Source organism: Streptomyces rapamycinicus NRRL 5491 (assembly GCF_024298965.1).
Taxonomy (GTDB): Bacteria; Actinomycetota; Actinomycetes; order Streptomycetales; family Streptomycetaceae; genus Streptomyces; species Streptomyces rapamycinicus.
Map to the genome: position 1 here is coordinate 11355577 of NZ_CP085193.1, position 18254 is coordinate 11373830.

Below are 18254 nucleotides of genomic sequence, written 5' to 3' on the forward strand. Positions count from 1 at the left end.
GCTGGGGTGCGCCCGGCGTCCTACGTTCCTGGATCCAGGGAGTCACGCTCATGAAGGGTTCCGACGGCACCTCGCCGAGCACCACGGACGCGCCGATCGCGGTCGTCGGACTGTCCTGCCGCCTCCCCGGAGCACCCGACCCCGCCACCTTCCGGCAACTGCTCCGCGACGGCGCCGACGCCATCACGGAGGCCCCGGAGGGACGGCCGGGAGGGGACACCGGCGCCCCACACCGGGGCGGATTCCTGGACCGGGACCGGATCGACCACTTCGACGCCGCCTTCTTCGGCATCTCGCCACGCGAGGCCGCGGCCATGGACCCCCAGCAGCGCCTGACCCTGGAACTGACCTGGGAGGCCCTCGAAGACGCCGGAATCGTTCCGGACCGGCTCCGCGACAGCCGCACCGGCGTGTACATCGGTGTGATCGCGGACGACTACGCCACGCTGATCCGGCGGGGCGGCCCGGAGGCCATCGACCGGCACAGCTTCACCGGACTCCACCGCGGCATCATCGCCAACCGCGTCTCCTACCACCTCGGCCTGCGCGGCCCCAGCCTCACCCTCGACGCCGGACAGGCGTCCTCGCTGGCGGCCATCCACCTGGCCTGCGAAGGCATCCGCCGCGGCGAGACATCCATCGCCATCGCCGGCGGCGTCCACCTCAACCTCGCCCCCGAGAGCGGCATCAGCGCCGCCCGGTTCGGCGGGCTGTCACCGGACGGCGTCACCTACACCTTCGACGCCCGCGCCAACGGTTTCGTACGAGGAGAGGGCGGCGGCGCCGTCGTCCTCAAGCCGCTCGCGGACGCCCTCGCCGACGGGGACCCCGTGTACTGCGTCATCCGGGGCAGCGCACTCAACAACGACGGTGGCGGGGACCACCTCACCACCCCCCACCAGGGGGCCCAGGAGGACCTCCTGCGCCGCGCCTGCCGGCAGGCCGGAGTCGACCCGGCCCGTGTCCAGTACGTGGAGCTACACGGCACCGGTACGAAGGTCGGCGACCCGATCGAGGCGGCGGCCCTGGGCGCGGTCCTGGGCACGGCACGGCGGCCCACCGACGCTCCGCTGCTGGTGGGGTCGGCCAAGACCAACGTGGGCCATCTGGAGGGCGCGGCCGGGGTCGTCGGCTTCATCAAGACGGCCCTGGGGCTCAAGCACGGTGAGCTCTTCCCCAGCCTCAACTTCCGGACACCCAACCCGGACATTCCGCTGGACCGGCTGAGGCTGCGGGTGCAGACGGCATCCGAGCCGTGGCTCGCGGATGCGGCGGGGACGCGGGAGGCGCTGACCGCCGGGGTGAGCTCGTTCGGGGTGGGCGGGACGAACTGCCATGTGGTGGTGTCCGGGGCCCCGGAGCCGGTGGCCGTGGCACGGGTCGCGGTGGGAGCCGATGGGAAGGGTGCTCCGGGCCGGATCCCGTGGGTGGTGTCGGGGCGCTCCGACGCGGCGCTGCGGGCGCAGGCGGGCCGGCTGGGGTCGTATATGGGGGAGCGGGCGGAGCTGTCGGCCGGAGATATCGGGTTCTCTCTGGCGGTGACGCGTAGCGCGTTCGAGCATCGTGCGGTGGTGTTGGGGTCCGACCGTGCGGCTCTGGCCGAAGGTCTGAGCGCGGTGGCTGAGGGTGGCGGTGCTCCGGGGTTGGTGCGGGGTGTGGTCGCGGGTGGTGATGGTCGTGCGGTGTTGGTGTTTCCGGGGCAGGGGTCGCAGTGGGTGGGGATGGCGGCGGGGTTGTTGGAGTCGTCTGCGGTGTTCGCGGAGCGGTTGGGTGAGTGTGCGGCGGCGTTGGCGCCGTTCGTGGACTGGTCGCTGGACGATGTCCTGGGTGATGCGGTGGCGTTGGGGCGGGTGGATGTGGTGCAGCCGGTGTTGTGGGCGGTGATGGTGTCGTTGGCTGAGGTGTGGCGTTCGTATGGGGTGGAGCCTGCTGCGGTGGTGGGTCATTCGCAGGGTGAGATTGCGGCGGCGTGTGTGGCGGGTGGGTTGTCGTTGGAGGATGCGGCGCGGGTGGTGGCGTTGCGGAGTAGGGCGTTGCGGGCGTTGTCGGGGATGGGCGGGATGGTGTCGGTGTCGTTGCCGGTGGACTCGGTGCGGGAGCGGCTGGGCCGGTGGGGTGAGCGGTTGTCGGTGGCGGCGGTGAACGGGCCGTTGGCGGTGGTGGTTTCCGGTGACGCGGATGCGTTGGAGGAGTTGCTGGCCGTATGCGGGGGCGAGGGGGTCCGGGCGCGGCGTGTTCCGGTGGATTACGCCTCGCATTGCGCTCATGTGGAGGCGATCGAGGGCGAGTTGGCGAGGGAGCTTGCCGGGATCAGTCCTCGGTCGTCGTCGGTGCCGTTCTATTCGACGGTGACTGGTGGGGTGCTGGATACGGCGGGGCTGGATGCCGGGTACTGGTATCGCAATCTGCGTCAGACGGTGCGCTTCGAGGAAACCGTACGCGCCCTGCTGTCGGATGGCTTCCAGGTGTTCATCGAGGCCAGCGCCCATCCCGTACTCACGGTGGGCGTAGAGCAGACCGCCGAGCAGCATGGCTCCGACGTGGCGGCCGTCGGGTCGCTGCGCCGTGACGAGGGCGGTCTGGAGCGCTTCCTGACTTCCGTGGCCGAGGCCTATGTGGGCGGGGCATCCGTCGACTGGGCTCGGACGTTCGCGGGCACGGGAGCGCGTCGAGTTGAGCTGCCCACGTACGCATTCCAGCGCAAGCGGTACTGGCTGGACGTCCAGGCCCTGCCGCAGCCGAGCCCGCTCGCCCGGCCCGATGCGACCGACCTCGGTGACAGCGCGGACCACGCATCGGCGACCGACGCGGCGTCGTTCCTGCGCGCGCGTCTCGCCCCGCTGGACGACGCCCAGCGAGCGGAGATGCTGGCGGACCTGGTACGTGACCAGGTCGCCACCGCGCTGGGGTACGAAGGGCCGGACGCCGTCGAGCTCGGTCGGACCTTCAAGGAACTGGGCTTCGATTCGCTCGGCGCCGTCGACTTCCGCAACCGTCTGAACACCACTACCGGACTGCGGCTGTCGACCACGCTGCTGTTCGACCACCCCACGCCCCGGGCCCTCGTTCGCCATCTGCGGGACAGGCTCCTGGGTGACGACGGGCGCGAGGAGACCGCACCGGCGCCGGTCGGCGTGGCCCTGGACGAGCCCATCGCGATCGTGGGCATGAGCTGCCGCTACCCCGGTGGTGTGCGATCGCCCGAGGAGCTGTGGCAGCTGATCGCCTCCGGTGGCGACGCCATCGGGGCGTTTCCGGCGGACCGGGGCTGGGATCTGTCCGGGCTGTATGACGCCGACCCCGGACGAGCCGGGACGACGTATGCCCGCGAAGGCGGATTCCTCTACGACGCCGGGGACTTCGATGCCCCCTTCTTCGGGATCCCGCCGCGCGAGGCGCTGGCGATGGACCCCCAGCAGCGGCTGTTGCTGGAGACCTCCTGGGAGGTCTTCGAACGCGCGGGTATCGACCCGGCCGGGCGGGAGAAGAGCCGGACCGGTGTCTTCGTGGGCGCGATGTCCCAGGACTACGGCCCGCGGATGCACGACGCCTCGGACGAGCTGCAGGGATACCTGCTGACCGGCAACACCGTCAGCGCCGCTTCCGGCCGTATCTCCTACACCATGGGCTTCGAGGGCCCGGCGATGACGGTGGACACCGCCTGCTCGTCCTCCTTGGTGGCCCTGCATCTGGCGGTCCAGTCGCTGCGCCAGGGCGAGTGCGCGCTCGCGCTCGCCGGTGGTGTGACGGTGATGCCGACGCCGGGGCTGTTCGTGGAGTTCAGCAGGCAGCAGGGGCTGGCTCCGGACGGCCGGTGCAAGCCGTTCGCGTCGGCGGCGGATGGCACGGGCTGGGCCGAGGGCGCCGGGATGCTGCTGCTGGAAAGGCTGTCCGACGCGCGGCGGAACGGTCACCGGGTGCTCGCGGTGGTGCGCGGCAGCGCCATCAACCAGGACGGTGCGTCAAACGGTCTGACCGCGCCGAACGGTCCGTCCCAACAGCGCGTGATCCGGGCGGCGTTGACGAACGCCGGACTTTCGCCCGCCGACGTGGACGCGGTCGAAGCGCATGGCACGGGCACGGCCCTGGGCGACCCGATCGAGGCCGAGGCGCTGCTCGCGACCTACGGGCGGGAACGGAGTGCCGAGGACCGGCCGCTGTGGCTGGGGTCGGTGAAGTCGAACATCGGTCATACGCAGGCGGCGGCTGGTGTCGCGGGCGTGATGAAGATGGTGCTGGCGATGCGGCACGGTGTGCTGCCCAAGTCGCTGCACGTGGATGAGCCGTCGCCGCATGTGGACTGGTCGGCGGGTGCGGTGGAGCTGCTGACGGAGGCGGTGGAGTGGCCGGAGACGGGCCGGTCATGGCGTGCGGGTGTGTCGTCCTTCGGCATCAGCGGAACGAACGCCCATGTCATCGTGGAGCAGGCTCCCGCAGAGGTGGGCGTTGCCGAGCCGGTGGACGAGGGGCGGGAGACCCCGGCGTCGGTGCCGTGGGTGGTGTCGGCGAAGTCCGAGGATGCGTTGCGGGCCCAGGCGGAGCGGCTGCTGTCGGCGGTGTGTGGGGAGCTGGACGCCGAGGCGTCGGTCGTGGATGTGGCCTCGTCACTGGTGGCCACGCGCTCCATGTTTGAGCACCGGGCGGTGGTGCTTGCCGGTGACCATGAGGGGCTTACGGCCGGGCTGGAAGCGCTGGTGGAGGATGCACCGGCGGCGGGTGTGGTGCGGGGCTCGGTGGTGCCGGGGAAGTTGGCGGTGCTGTTCTCGGGTCAGGGTCGTCAGCGGGTCGGCATGGGCCGGGAGTTGTATGGGGCGTTCCCGGTGTTCGCGGACGCGTTTGACGAGGTGTGTGGGCACTTCGATGGGGTGTTGGAGTGTTCGTTGCGGGATGTGGTGTTCGGGGATGTGGCGGGGCTGGATGAGACGGGGTTTACGCAGTGTGGGTTGTTCGCGGTGGAGGTGGGGCTGTTCCGGTTGGTGGAGTCGTGGGGTGTGCGGCCGGATTTTGTGGCGGGGCATTCGATTGGTGAGCTGGTGGCGGCGCATGTGGCGGGGGTGTTGTCGCTCGAGGACGCGTGTGTGTTGGTGGCGGCTCGTGGGCGGTTGATGCAGGGGTTGCCGTCGGGTGGGGTGATGGTGTCGGTGCAGGCCGCCGAGGCCGACGTACTGTCGCTCCTGGCTGGTCGTGAGGCCGAGGTGAGTGTGGCGGCGGTCAACGGTCCGTACTCGACCGTGATCTCCGGGGCGGAAGAGGCGGTGTCGGAGGTCGCCGGGCGGTTTGAGGCTCAGGAGATCAAGACCAAGCGGCTGCGGGTCTCCCACGCCTTCCACTCGCCCTTGATGGAGCCGATGCTGGCGGAGTTCCGGCGGGTGGCCGAGGGGTTGTCGTACGCGCCTTCCCGCGTCCCCGTCGTATCGAATGTGACGGGTCTGGTGGCGGATGCCGAGGCGCTGTGCTCGGCCGAGTACTGGGTGCGGCATGTGCGTGAGGCCGTGCGGTTCGCGGACGGGGTACGGAGTCTGGCCGACGCGGGAGTCACCACCTTCCTGGAGCTGGGTCCGGACGGGGTGCTCTCCGGGATGGGACAGGAGTGCGTCTCGGACGCGGTCTTCTCATCGGCGCTGCGCGATGGCCGGGGCGAGATCCCTTCGCTGCAGGAGGCGCTCGCCGAGATCTATGTGCGGGGGCGGCAGGTCGACTGGACAGCCCTGTTGGCACCGGGCCGCCCCCGCCGTGTGGAGTTGCCGACGTACGCGTTCCAGCGGGAGCGCTTCTGGCTGGAGCCGGTCCGTACCGGCACGGCCCCGGCGCTGGCGCGGGTGGCTGATGGCTGGCGCTATCCGGTGTCGTGGTCGCCCGTTTCGGACGTGGTGGGTGCTGCCCTGACGGGCACGTGGCTGGTGGCGGTCCCGGCGGGGCTGGCCGGGGACGAGTGGGTCGCGGATTGTGTGGCCGCGTTGGCTGGGCGCGGTGCCCAGGCTGTCGTGGTCGAGCTTGGCCGGGACGACGCCGACCGTGCGGTGATGGCGGACCGGTTGCGCCGGGCCCTGGAGGAGACCGAAGTCTCCGACGCCGCGGGGGTGGTGTCGCTGCTGGCGCTGGCAGAGGGGCGGCACGGTGAGTACGGGTCGGTGCCGTTGGGGCTGGCGCTGACGTTGACCTTGCTCCAGGGGATCGGGGATGCGGGCGTGGGTGGCCGCGTGTGGTGTGTGACGCGGGGCGCGGTGGCGGTGGGCGGTTCGGAGAGCCCGTTGAGTGTGGAGCAGGCGGCGGTGTGGGGGATGGGCCGGGTGGCCGGGCTGGAGGCCCCGGAGCGCTGGGGCGGCCTTGTCGACCTGCCCGAGGTATGGGGTGCGCGGGTGGCGGACCGGCTGGTGGGCGCGGCGAGTGGCCGTGTCGACGAGACCGAGGTGGCGGTGCGGGCATCGGGTGTGTTCGGCCGCCGCGTGGTGCGTGCCGTCGAGGGTGCGCAGGGTGTCGGGGGGTGGGTGCCGTCGGGGACGGTGTTGGTGACGGGTGGTACGGGTGCGTTGGGTGCCCATGTGGCGCGGTGGCTGGCGTGTGCGGGTGTGGAGCATCTGCTGTTGGTGTCGCGTCGTGGTTCTGAGGCTGCGGGCGTGGGTGAGCTGTGTGCCGAACTGCGCGAGATGGGCGTTCGGGTGACGGTTGTGGCGTGTGATGTGGGTGATCGGGATGCGTTGGCTGGGGTGTTGGCGGGGGTGCCGGAGGAGTTGCCGTTGACGGGGGTGGTGCATGCGGCGGGTGTGCTGGATGACGGGGTGCTGGATGGGTTGTCGGTGGAGCGGTTCGAGGGTGTGTTGCGGGCGAAGTCGGAGGCGGCGTGGCATTTGCATGAGTTGACGCGGGGGCTGGATCTTTCGGCGTTTGTGCTGTTCTCGTCGTTTTCGGGGATGGTGGGTGCCGCTGGGCAGGCGAACTATGCGGCGGCGAACGCGACTTTGGACGCGTTGGCGGGGTGGCGGCGGGGTGCGGGGCTTCCGGCCACCTCGGTGGCCTGGGGTCCCTGGGCCGACAACGGCATGGCAGAGGCTGTCGCGGACCGGTGGCGGCGCCACGGCCTTCCCGCGATGGACCCCGAGTCGGCCGTCGCCGCCCTGGAGCACAGCGTCAACCATCCAGCGGCAGCGTCTCTGATCGTCGCCGACGTCGAGTGGGACACCCTGGCCCGGACGATGCCGGACACCCGTTCGCGTCGGCTCCTCCACGACCTCACGGCCCATGGCTCACCCGACACCGCCAACGAGGTCACCACCACCGATGGGTCGCTTCGGCGCCGACTCGCCGGGCTGGGGACGGCGGAACAAGACCGTATCCTCCTGGAGTTCGTACGCTCCCATGTGGCAGCCGTCCTTGGACACCGACGTCCCGGGGCCATCGACGCCGACCGGGCCTTCAAGGAACTGGGTTTCGACTCCCTCGCGGCGGTGACCCTGCGCAACCGGCTGAACGCGGCCACCGGACTGACCCTGCCGAGCACCCTGCTCTTCGACCACCCCACCGTGACGGCGCTGGTCAAACTGTTGCGCACCGAGGCGCTCGGGCTGCGGAACGGCGCGGACGACGCGTTGCCCGTCGCCGTGGCCACCGACGACGAACCCATCGCCATTGTGGCCATGAGCTGCCGCTTCCCAGGTGAGGTGCGGACACCGGAAGACCTGTGGCAGCTGCTGCTCGCCGGGCGCGAGGTGCTGACCGAGTTCCCCGCCGATCGTGGATGGGACCTGGAAACGCTCTACGGGCCGGACCCGGACGAGCACGGCAAGAGCTACGTCCGCGAGGGCGGATTCCTCGACGGAGCGGGCGACTTCGACCCGAAGTTCTTCGGCATCTCGCCGCGTGAGGCGGTGGCGATGGACCCGCAGCAGCGGTTGCTGCTGGAGACGTCGTGGGAGGCGTTCGAGCGGGCCGGGATCGATCCCACACTGCTCCGGGGCAGCCGGACCGGGGTCTTCGTGGGCAGCAACGGGCAGGACTACGCGACCAGCCTGCGCCAGGCGGCAGCGGAGCACGTCGAGGGCCACCTGGTCACCAGCAGCGCCGCAAGCGTCGTCTCCGGCCGTATCTCCTACACCTTCGGCTTCGAGGGCCCGGCGGTCACGGTGGACACCGCCTGTTCGTCGTCGCTGGTCGCCCTGCATCTGGCGGCGCAGTCCCTGCGCCAGGGCGAATGCTCGCTCGCGCTCGCCGGCGGGGTCACCGTGATGTCCACCCCCGAGCTCTTCGTGGAATTCAGCCGACAGCGCGGTCTGGCGGCCGACGGTCGGTGCAAGGCGTTCGCGGCGGCCGCGGACGGCACCGGCTGGGGCGAGGGTGTGGGCCTGCTGCTGTTGGAGCGGCTGTCGGACGCGCGGCGCGAGGGTCATCAGGTGCTGTCGGTGGTACGCGGTTCCGCCGTCAACCAGGACGGTGCGAGCAACGGCCTCACCGCGCCGAGCGGACCGTCGCAGCAGCGGGTGATCCGGGCCGCCCTGGCGAACGCCCGGCTGTCGGCCGCCGACGTCGATATGGTCGAGGCGCACGGCACGGGCACGACGCTGGGCGATCCCATCGAGGCGCAGGCGCTGCTGGCCACGTACGGCCAGGAGCGGCCCGGCGAGTGGCCGCTGTGGCTCGGCTCGATCAAGTCCAACATCGGCCACACCCAGGCGGCGGCCGGTGTGGCCGGGGTCATCAAGTCGGTGCTGGCCATGCGCCACGGCGTGCTCCCGCAGACCCTGCACATCGATGAGCCATCAGCGCATGTGGACTGGTCCACGGGCGCGGTGGAGCTTCTGACCGGCCCGACGGCATGGCCCGAGACCGGCCGGCCCCGTCGGGCGGGTGTCTCCTCCTTCGGCGTGAGCGGCACCAACGCCCATGTGATCCTGGAGCAGGGGCCGATGGTGTCCGATGCCGCCACGGACGCCACCTCCGAACCGGGCAGCGTGGTGCCGTGGGTGGTATCGGCGCGGTCCGAGGCGGGGCTCCAGGATCAGGCCGCACGCTTGCTGTCTATGGTGGGCGACGAGGCCGGTCCGGCGGCAGCGGATGTCGGTCTGTCGCTGGTCACCACACGTGCGGCGTTCGAGCGGCGGGCGGTGGTGCTGGGTGATGACCGTACCGCCCTCGTCAGTGGCCTGACCGCGCTGGCCGAGGGGCGCGAGGCCACGGGTGTGGTGCGCGGGACGGCCACTGGCTCCTCGGACCGCGTCGCCTTCGTCTTCCCTGGTCAGGGGTCGCAGTGGGTGGGGATGGCGGCGGGGCTGTTGGAGTCGTCGCCGGTGTTCGCGGAGCGGATGGAGGAGTGCGCGGCGGCGTTGGCGCCGTTCGTGGACTGGTCGCTGGTGGATGTGCTCAGCGACCCCGCGGCGCTGGAGCGGGTGGATGTGGTGCAGCCAGCCTTGTGGGCGGTGATGGTGTCGCTGGCGGAGCTGTGGCGTTCGTACGGTGTCGAGCCCGCGGCCGTCATCGGTCACTCCCAGGGTGAGATCGCGGCGGCGTGTGCGGCGGGTGCGTTGTCGCTGGAGGACGCGGCACGCGTGGTGGCCCTGCGCAGCAAGGCGCTGCGTGCGCTGTCAGGGCTGGGCGGCATGGTGTCCGTGTCGTCGCCGTTGGAGACGGTGAGGGAGCGGCTCGCGCCGTGGGATGAGCGGCTGTCGGTGGCGGCGGTCAACGGTCCCTCGGCTGTCGTGGTCTCCGGCGACGCGGACGCGCTGGACGAGCTGCTGGCGGCGTGCGAGGCGGACGAGATCCGGGCGCGTCGCATTCCCGTGGACTACGCCTCGCACTGTGCCCACGTCGAGGCCATCGAGGACGAGCTTCAGCGGACTCTCGGGGGGATCACCCCGCACTCGTCGTCGGTGCCGTTCTACTCCACGGTCACGGCAGGTGCGCTGGACACCAAGGAACTGGACGCCGGGTACTGGTACCGCAATCTGCGTCAGACGGTGCGCTTCGACGAGGCCGTCCGTGCCCTGCTCGCCGACGGCTTCGATACGTTCATCGAGGCCAGCGCCCATCCCGTCCTGACGATGGGCGTGGAGCAGACGGCCCAGGACCACGGCACGCACATCACGGCCGTCGGATCCCTGCGCCGCGACGAAGGCGGTCTCGACCGGTTCGCCGGCTCCCTGGCCGAGGCATACGTCGGCGGCGCGGCCGTCGACTGGGCGGCCATGTTCGCGGGCACGGGCGCCCGGCGCGTCGACCTGCCGACGTACGCCTTCCAGCACCAGCGCTACTGGGTCGAGCCCTCAGCCGTGGCGGGCGATGTGTCCTCGGCCGGACTGACCTCCGCCGACCACCCCCTCCTCGGCGCGGCGACCGCGCTGCCCGACTCGGACGGGTGGCTGCTGACGGGCCGCCTCTCGCTCCGTACGCATCCCTGGCTGGCCGAACACACCGTGCTCGGCCGGGCCCTGCTGCCCGCGTCCGCGTTCGTGGAGTTGGCGCTGCGCGCCGGTGACGCGGCCGGATGCGACCGCGTGGCGGAGCTGACTCTGGAGGCGCCTCTGGTGCTTCCCGAACAGGGCGCCGTACAGCTCCAGTTGACCGTCGGCGGGCCCGGGGAGGACGGCGGACGTCCCGTACGGGTGTACGCGCGGCCGGAGGGCAGCACGGACCGGCCATGGACCCGCTGTGCCTCGGGAACGCTGGTCCACGGCGAGGCCCACAGCGAGGCCCATGGCGAGGCCCACCTCCACGCCAATGACCTCAGCGTATGGCCGCCTACCGGCGCGGAGGCCGTCGACACCGCCGGTCTCTACGAGCGGTTGGCCGACGCCGGGGTGACGTACGGGCCCATCTTCCGCGGCGTTCGCGCGGTATGGCGCCGCGGTGAGGAGCTCTTCGCCGAGGTGGTGCTGCCCGAGGAAGCCCATGGCGAGGTGTCCAGGTTCGGCATCCACCCGGCCCTGCTGGACACCGCCTTGCAGCCGGGTCTGGCGCCCTTCTCGGGCGATGTGGACGGCATCCGCCTGCCGTTCCTCTGGAGCGGTGTGTCGTTGCACGCGACCGGGGCGTCGATGCTCCGCGTGCGGCTGACCCGCGAGGGCACCGACACCCTGTCCGCGCTGGTCGCCGACCCGGCCGGAACACCGGTGGCCACGGTGGACGCGCTGGTGGCGCGGCCGGTGACGGAGGAGCGGTTCGCGGCCGCGACAGCGCGGCCCGGCGACGGCCGACCGGAACGGGCCGCCGTGGTCCGCCGCGCACTGGCCCGGACGACGCCCGCAGCGGAGGAGGCGTCACTACGGCAGCGGCTGCGCCGGGTGGGCGAGGCGGAGCGGGAGCGGATCGTGCTGCGCATGGTCCAGGACCAGGCCGCCACCGTCCTCGGCCACAGCACACCGGACGCCGTCGAGCCGGAGATCTCCTTCAAGGAGCACGGCTTCGACTCCCTCACGGCGGTGGAGCTGCGGAACCGGCTGAACACGGCCACCGGCGAACGGCTGCCCGCCACGGTGGTCTTCGACTACCCGACCCCCACCGCGCTCGCGGAATACCTCCGCGCGGAACTGCTCGGCCTCCGGGAGGGCGATGCGCCCTCGGCACCCGCGCCCGTCACCCGGGCCGAGCCGGACGGCGATCCGATCGCCATCGTCGCCATGGGGTGCCGTCTGCCCGGCGGTGTCCGGTCCCCGGAGGAACTGTGGGACCTGCTGGCCGAGGGCCGTGACGCGATATCCGGCTTCCCCGAGGACCGTGGCTGGGAGCTCGACGGACTCTACGACGCCGACCCCGACGCCCCCGGGAAGACCTATACGCGCCACGGTGGCTTCGTCAACGGCGCGGGCGAATTCGACGCGGCGTTCTTCGGCATCTCACCGCGTGAGGCGGTGGCGATGGACCCGCAGCACCGACTGCTGCTGGAGACGTCCTGGGAGACCTTCGAACGCGCGGGCATCGACCCGGCCTCCCTGCGTGGCAGCCAGACCGGTGTGTTCGTGGGCGCCGGATCACACGGATACGGCGCGGGCCCGATCCGGCCGTCGAGCGGTGTCGAGGGCTATCTGCTCACCGGTAACGCCCTCAGCGTCACCTCCGGTCGGCTCGCCTATGCGTTCGGCTTCGAAGGGCCCGCCGTCGCCGTCGACACGGCGTGCTCGTCGTCGCTGGTGGCGCTGCACCTGGCCGCGCAGTCGCTGCGGCAGGGCGAGTGCTCCCTGGCCCTGGCCGGTGGCACCGCCGTCATGTCCACCCCCTGGACGTTCGTCGGCTTCAGCCGCCAGCGGGGACTGGCCCCGGACGGGCGCTGCAAGCCCTTCTCCGCCGCCGCCGATGGCTTCGGCCCGGCGGAGGGCGTCGGTGTGCTGCTGCTGGAACGCCTGTCGGACGCCCGCCGGAACGGACACCGTGTGCTCGCCCTCGTACGGGGCACCGCCATCAACCAGGACGGTGCGAGCAACGGCCTCACCGCGCCCAACGGCCCCTCACAACAGCGGGTGATCCGCCTCGCGTTGGAGAACGCCCGGCTGTCGCCGGCCGAGGTGGACGCGGTCGAGGCCCATGGCACCGGCACCAAGCTGGGCGACCCCATCGAGGCACAGGCCCTGCTGGCCACGTATGGCAGGGGCCGCCCCGAAGAACGGCCGCTGCTGCTGGGCTCGGTGAAGTCGAACATCGGACACACGCAGGCGGCGGCGGGTGTGGCCGGTGTGATCAAGATGGTGCTCGGCATGCGACACGGTGTGCTGCCGCGCACCCTGCACGTGGATGAGCCATCGCCGCATGTGGACTGGTCCGAGGGCGGATTGCGTCTGCTGACGGACGATATGACCTGGCCGGAGACGGGACGGCCGCGCCGCGCGGCGGTCTCCGCCTTCGGGATGAGCGGAACCAACGCCCACGCCGTGCTGGAGCAGGCCCCGCTCGACGACGCCCCCGGCCATGGTGTCGATGACGACACCCCGGCCGAGGGACTGCCGGAGATCACGCCATGGGTGATCTCCGGGCGGTCGGACACCGCGGTCGAGGCACAGGCGGAACGGCTGCTGACCCGCGTGCGCGAGCGCGGAGAGGTTTCGCCCGCCGATGTCGGGCTGTCGTTGGCGACCACGCGCAGTGTCTTCGAACACCGCGCGGTGGTGCTGGCAGGAGACAGGGACGGCCTCCTCAACGGCCTGGGCGCGTTGGCCGAGGGGAACGTGGCCCCCGGCATGGTGCGCGGGATGGCGACCGCCCGGGATCACGCGGTGCTGGTCTTCCCTGGCCAGGGGTCGCAGTGGGTGGGGATGGCTGCGGGGTTGTTGGAGTCGTCTGCGGTGTTCGCGGAGCGGTTGGGGGAGTGTGCGGTGGCGTTGGGGCCGTTCGTGGACTGGTCGTTGGTGGATGTGTTGGGTGATGCGGTGGCGTTGGGGCGGGTGGATGTGGTGCAGCCGGTGTTGTGGGCGGTGATGGTGTCTCTGGCTGAGTTGTGGCGTTCGTACGGTGTGGAGCCTGCGGCGGTCATCGGTCATTCGCAGGGTGAGATCGCGGCGGCGTGTGTGGCGGGTGCGTTGTCGTTGGAGGACGCGGCGCGGGTGGTGGCGTTGCGGAGTAAGGCGTTGCGGGCGTTGTCGGGGTTGGGTGGCATGGTGTCGGTGTCGTTGCCGGTGGGGGAGGTGCGGGAGCGGCTGGGCCGGTGGGGTGAGCGGTTGTCGGTGGCGGCGGTGAACGGGCCCTCGGCCGTGGTGGTCTCCGGCGATGCGGATGCGTTGGAGGAGTTGCTGGCCGTAAGCGAGGGCGAGGAGATCCGGGCGCGGCGCGTTCCGGTGGATTACGCCTCGCACTGCGCTCACGTCGAGGCCATCGAGGATGAGCTTCGGCAGGTCCTCGCGGGGATCGCGCCGCGCTCGTCGTCGGTGCCGTTCTATTCGACGGTGACCGGTGGGGTGCTCGATACGGCCGACCTGGATGCCGGGTACTGGTATCGCAATCTGCGTCAGACCGTGCGTTTCGACGAGACCGTACGCGCCCTGCTGGCCGACGGCTTCCAGGTGTTCATCGAGGCCAGCGCCCACCCCGTCCTGACGATGGGTGTGGAGCAGACTGCCGAGGAGCACGGGACCCGGGTCACCGCGGTCGGTTCGCTGCGCCGCGACGAAGGCGGTCTGGAGCGCTTCATGACCTCCTTGGCCGAGGCGTACGTGGGCGGCGCGTCCGTCGACTGGGCGGGGATGTTCGCGGGGACGGGCGCGCGGCGCGTCGATCTGCCGACGTATGCGTTCCAGCGCACCCACTTCTGGTTGGAGTCCGAGGCCATCGACGCCGCAGGCGATGTGGCATCGGTGGGGCTGGACTCGGCCGGGCATCCGTTGCTGGGGGCCGCCGTGCCGCTGCCCGACTCCGACGGCTTCCTGCTCACCGGTCGGCTCTCGCTCCGTACCCACCCCTGGCTCGCCGACCACGCGGTGTTGGGCCGGGCCATCCTGCCCGGTACGGCGTTTGTCGAGCTGGCGTCGAGGGCCGGTGACGCGGTCGGTTGTGACCGGTTGGAGGAGCTGACGCTGGAGGCGCCCCTGGTGCTGCCCGACGAGGGGGCGGTCCAGGTGCAGCTGGTCGTGAGCGGGCCCGGGCAGGACGGGCAGCGCGAGTTCAGCGTGCACGCCCGCCGCGACGACGTCCCGGACGCCTCGTGGACGTGCCACGCGAAGGGCGTCCTGGCACTGAACTCACCGGCGATCGACGGGACGACCGGCCCGGTGGACCTGAAGGCATGGCCACCGGCGGGCGCGGAGGCGGTCGAGACCGCGGGTTTCTACGAGGATGTGGCGGCCACCGGACTGGTGTACGGACCGGTGTTCCGAGGGCTGCGCGCCGTCTGGCGCAAGGCTGACGAGGTCTTTGCCGAGGTGGCGCTGCCGGAGGAGTCGCGCGCCGACGCGGCCCGGTTCGGGCTGCATCCCGCCCTCCTCGACACGGCGCTGCACGCCTGGCTGGTATGCGCCGCCTCCCATCCGGAGAAGGACGCGCGTAAGGCCGGGATCCGGCTGCCGTTCGTATGGAGCGGTGTGTCGTTGCACGCCACCGGCGCGACCTCTCTACGGGTACGGCTGGCCCGTGTGGGCGCCGATGGGATGTCCGTCCTGGTGGCCGACGCCGCCGGAACACCGGTGGCGACGGCGGAGGCGCTGGTCACCCGGCCGGTCTCGGAAGCGCAGCTCGCGTCGTCCGCCGACGACGGCGAGTCGCTGTACCGAGTGGAGTGGATCGCGGGGCCCACGACCGCCCGGGCCCCCGCCAGCGACCGATGCGCGGTGGCCGGACCGGACCCCTTCGGCCTGGCCAGGGCGTTGAAGTCGGCCGATGGATCGGTGGAGGAACACGCCGATCTGGCCGCTCTCGCAGCGCATGTGCGATCGGGCGCTCCCGTGCCGGACCTGGTGTTCGTGACCGTGTCCTCCGCCCCCGGTGAGGACGTCGTCCCGGCGGCACACGCCGTGGCCCACCGGACCCTGGACACGGTGCGGGCATGGCTGGCGGAGGACGGGTTCGCCGCGGCCCGGCTGGTGTTCGTCACCCGGGGCGCGCTGGCGACCGAGGACGGTGAGGACCCGCGCGACCTGGCCGCGGCTCCGGTCTGGGGGCTGGTGCGATCGGCGCAGGCCGAGCATCCGGACCGTTTCGTCCTGCTGGACGTGGACGGCGCCGAGCCGTCGCTCGCCGTGCTGCACCAGGCGGTGGCGACCGGGGAGCCGCAGCTCGCGGCGCGCGGCGCCGAGGTGCTGGTGCCACGTCTGGCCCCCGGCGCCGCGAGGGATGTGCTGACACCACCGGATGACACGGCGGCGTGGCGGCTGGAGGCGTCCGGAGCGGGCACGCTGGAGGGGCTGACCCTGGCCACGGCCACGGACACCACCCGGGCACTCGGCGAGCACGAGGTGCGGGTGGCCGTGCGCGCCACGGGCCTGAACTTCCGCGATGTCCTCATCTCCCTGGACATGTATCCGGACGAGGCCATGATGGGCGGTGAGGGGGCCGGTGTGGTCGTGGCCACCGGTTCCGGTGTGACCTCCCTCGCCGTCGGCGACCGGGTGATGGGGCTGTGGTCCGGGGGGTTCGGGCCGCTGGCCGTGGTGGATCACCGCACCCTGGTACGGATCCCGGACGGCTGGTCCTTCACCGAGGCCGCGTCCGTCCCCGTGGTGTTCGTGACGGCCCTGTACGCGCTGCGGGAGCTGGCGGGCGTACGGCGCGGTGAGTCGCTGCTGGTCCATTCCGCCGCCGGTGGTGTGGGGATGGCCGCGGTGCGGCTGGCGCGGGCCTGGGGCGTCGAGGTGTTCGCCACCGCGAGCGAGGCCAAGTGGGACGTCCTGCGCGGCCTCGGGCTTGACGAGGCGCATATCGCGTCGTCGCGCACGCTGGAGTTCGAGGAGCGGTTCACGGACTCCTCGGCCGGCCGTGGTGTGGATGTGGTCCTGGATTCCCTGTCCGGTGAGTTCGTGGACGCGTCGCTGCGGCTGCTCGCCGAGGGCGGGCGGTTCATCGAGATGGGCAAGACGGATGTGCGGTCCGCCGATGCGGTGGCCGCGGCCCATCCGGGCGTGCTGTACCGGGCGTTCGACCTGGGGGAGGCGGGGCCGGAGCACATCGGGGAGATGCTCGCGGAGATCGTGGCTCTCTTCGAGCGCGGTGTGCTGGAGCCGCTGCCCGCACGGGTGTGGGACGTGCGCAGGGCTCCCGAGGCGTTCCGGTTCATGAGCCAGGCCCGCCATGTGGGCAAGCTGGTGCTGAGCGTTCCGGCCGCGCCGGCCCCGGAGGGGACCGTACTGATCACCGGCGCCGGTGGCGTCCTGGGCGGACTGATCGCCCGGCATCTGGTGGCGGAGCACGGCATCCACCGGCTGCTGCTGGTCAGCCGCCGTGGCCGCGCGGCCGAGAGCATGGCGGCGCTCGAGGCGGAGCTGACGGCCCTGGGAGCCTCGGTCACCGTCGCCGCCTGCGATGTCGCCGACCGCGACGCGCTGGCCGACCTGCTGGCGGACCTCCCCGATGGCCACGGTCTGAACGGTGTGGTCCACGCCGCGGGCATCCTGGACGACGGAACGGTGGCCTCGCTGACACCGGAGCGGCTCGACGCGGTACTGCGCGCCAAGGTCGACGGGGCGTGGCATCTGCACGAGCTGACGCGCCGTTTCGACGTGGCCATGTTCGCCTTGTTCTCGTCGACCGCCGGGGTCCTGGGGTCCGCGGGGCAGGCCAACTACGCCGCCGCCAACACGTTCCTGGACGGACTGGCCCAGCGGCGCCGGGCGATGGGTCTGCCCGGAGTGTCGCTCGCCTGGGGTCTGTGGGCCGAGCGCACCGGAATGACCGGACACCTCGGCCAGGCGGACCTCTCGCGGATGACACGGGTCGGACTGGTGCCCTTCCCCACCGAGGAGGGGCTGCGGCTGTTCGACACGGCCGGGCGGCTGGCCGAGGGCGTGGTGGTGCCCGCGCGGCTCGACCTCGGCCACCTGGCGGCCGCCGCCGACGCCACGCCCGTACCGCCCTTGCTCAACGCACTCGTACGACGGCCCGCTCCGCCCCGGCGTGCCTCGGCCCAGGAAGACCCCGGCTCGCGGGAGGCGCCGCTGGCGCGGCGGCTGGCCGGGCTCGGCCAGGGGGAGCGGCAGCGGACGCTGCTGCGTCTGGTCCAGGAACACGCCGCCACGGTCCTCGGCCATGGGACGGCGTCCGCGGTGGTCACCGACCGCGGCTTCCTGGAGCTCGGCTTCGACTCGCTCACCGCGGTCGAGCTTCGCAACCGGCTGAACGCGGCCACCGGGCTGCGGCTGCCCGCGACCCTCGTCTTCGACTACCCGACCCCCGCCGCGCTGGCCGGACACCTGGGGGAGGAGATCGCCCCCGTGGCGGCGGACGACCCGTCGGACGCGGCCGCCGAACTCGACCGGCTGGAAGCCGCGTTGCTCGGCACGGAGACGGCGGCCGACGACACCACCCGCGCGATGGTGGCCGACCGGCTGAAGCGCCTGCTGTCCCACTGGGACGGGGACCGCGGCGGCCCGGCGCCGGACGGCCGGGCCGGTGGCCCCGCTCCCGGTGCCGCCCTCGGTCCCGCCCTCGGTCCCGCCACCGGTCCCGCCACCGGTTCCGCCACCGGTCCCGCCACCGGTTCCGCCACCGGTTCCGGCGACGCGGACGACGTCGCGGAGCACTTGGAGACGGCGGCGGCCGACGAGCTCTTCGCCTTCATCGACCAGGAGTTCGGGTCGTGATCCGAGCAGCAGCCGCCGCCATGGCGCACCCACGAACCCACCCCACCTGCCCGC

General features: G+C 72.0%; 1 protein-coding gene. It reads left to right on the plus strand.

Features of this window, described 5'->3' with window-relative positions:
• Positions 1–50: 50 nt before the first annotated feature.
• Positions 51–18200, plus strand: coding sequence for a type I polyketide synthase (locus LIV37_RS46940; RefSeq protein ID WP_020874116.1), 18150 nt, complete (start codon positions 51–53; stop codon positions 18198–18200).
• The last annotated feature ends 54 nt before the right edge of the window (positions 18201–18254 follow it).

What these genes read in the sequence shown, in the direction of transcription:
- LIV37_RS46940 (WP_020874116.1), top strand. Translation starts at nt 51, where the DNA reads ATGAAGGGTTCCGACGGCACCTCGCCGAGCACCACGGACGCGCCGATC.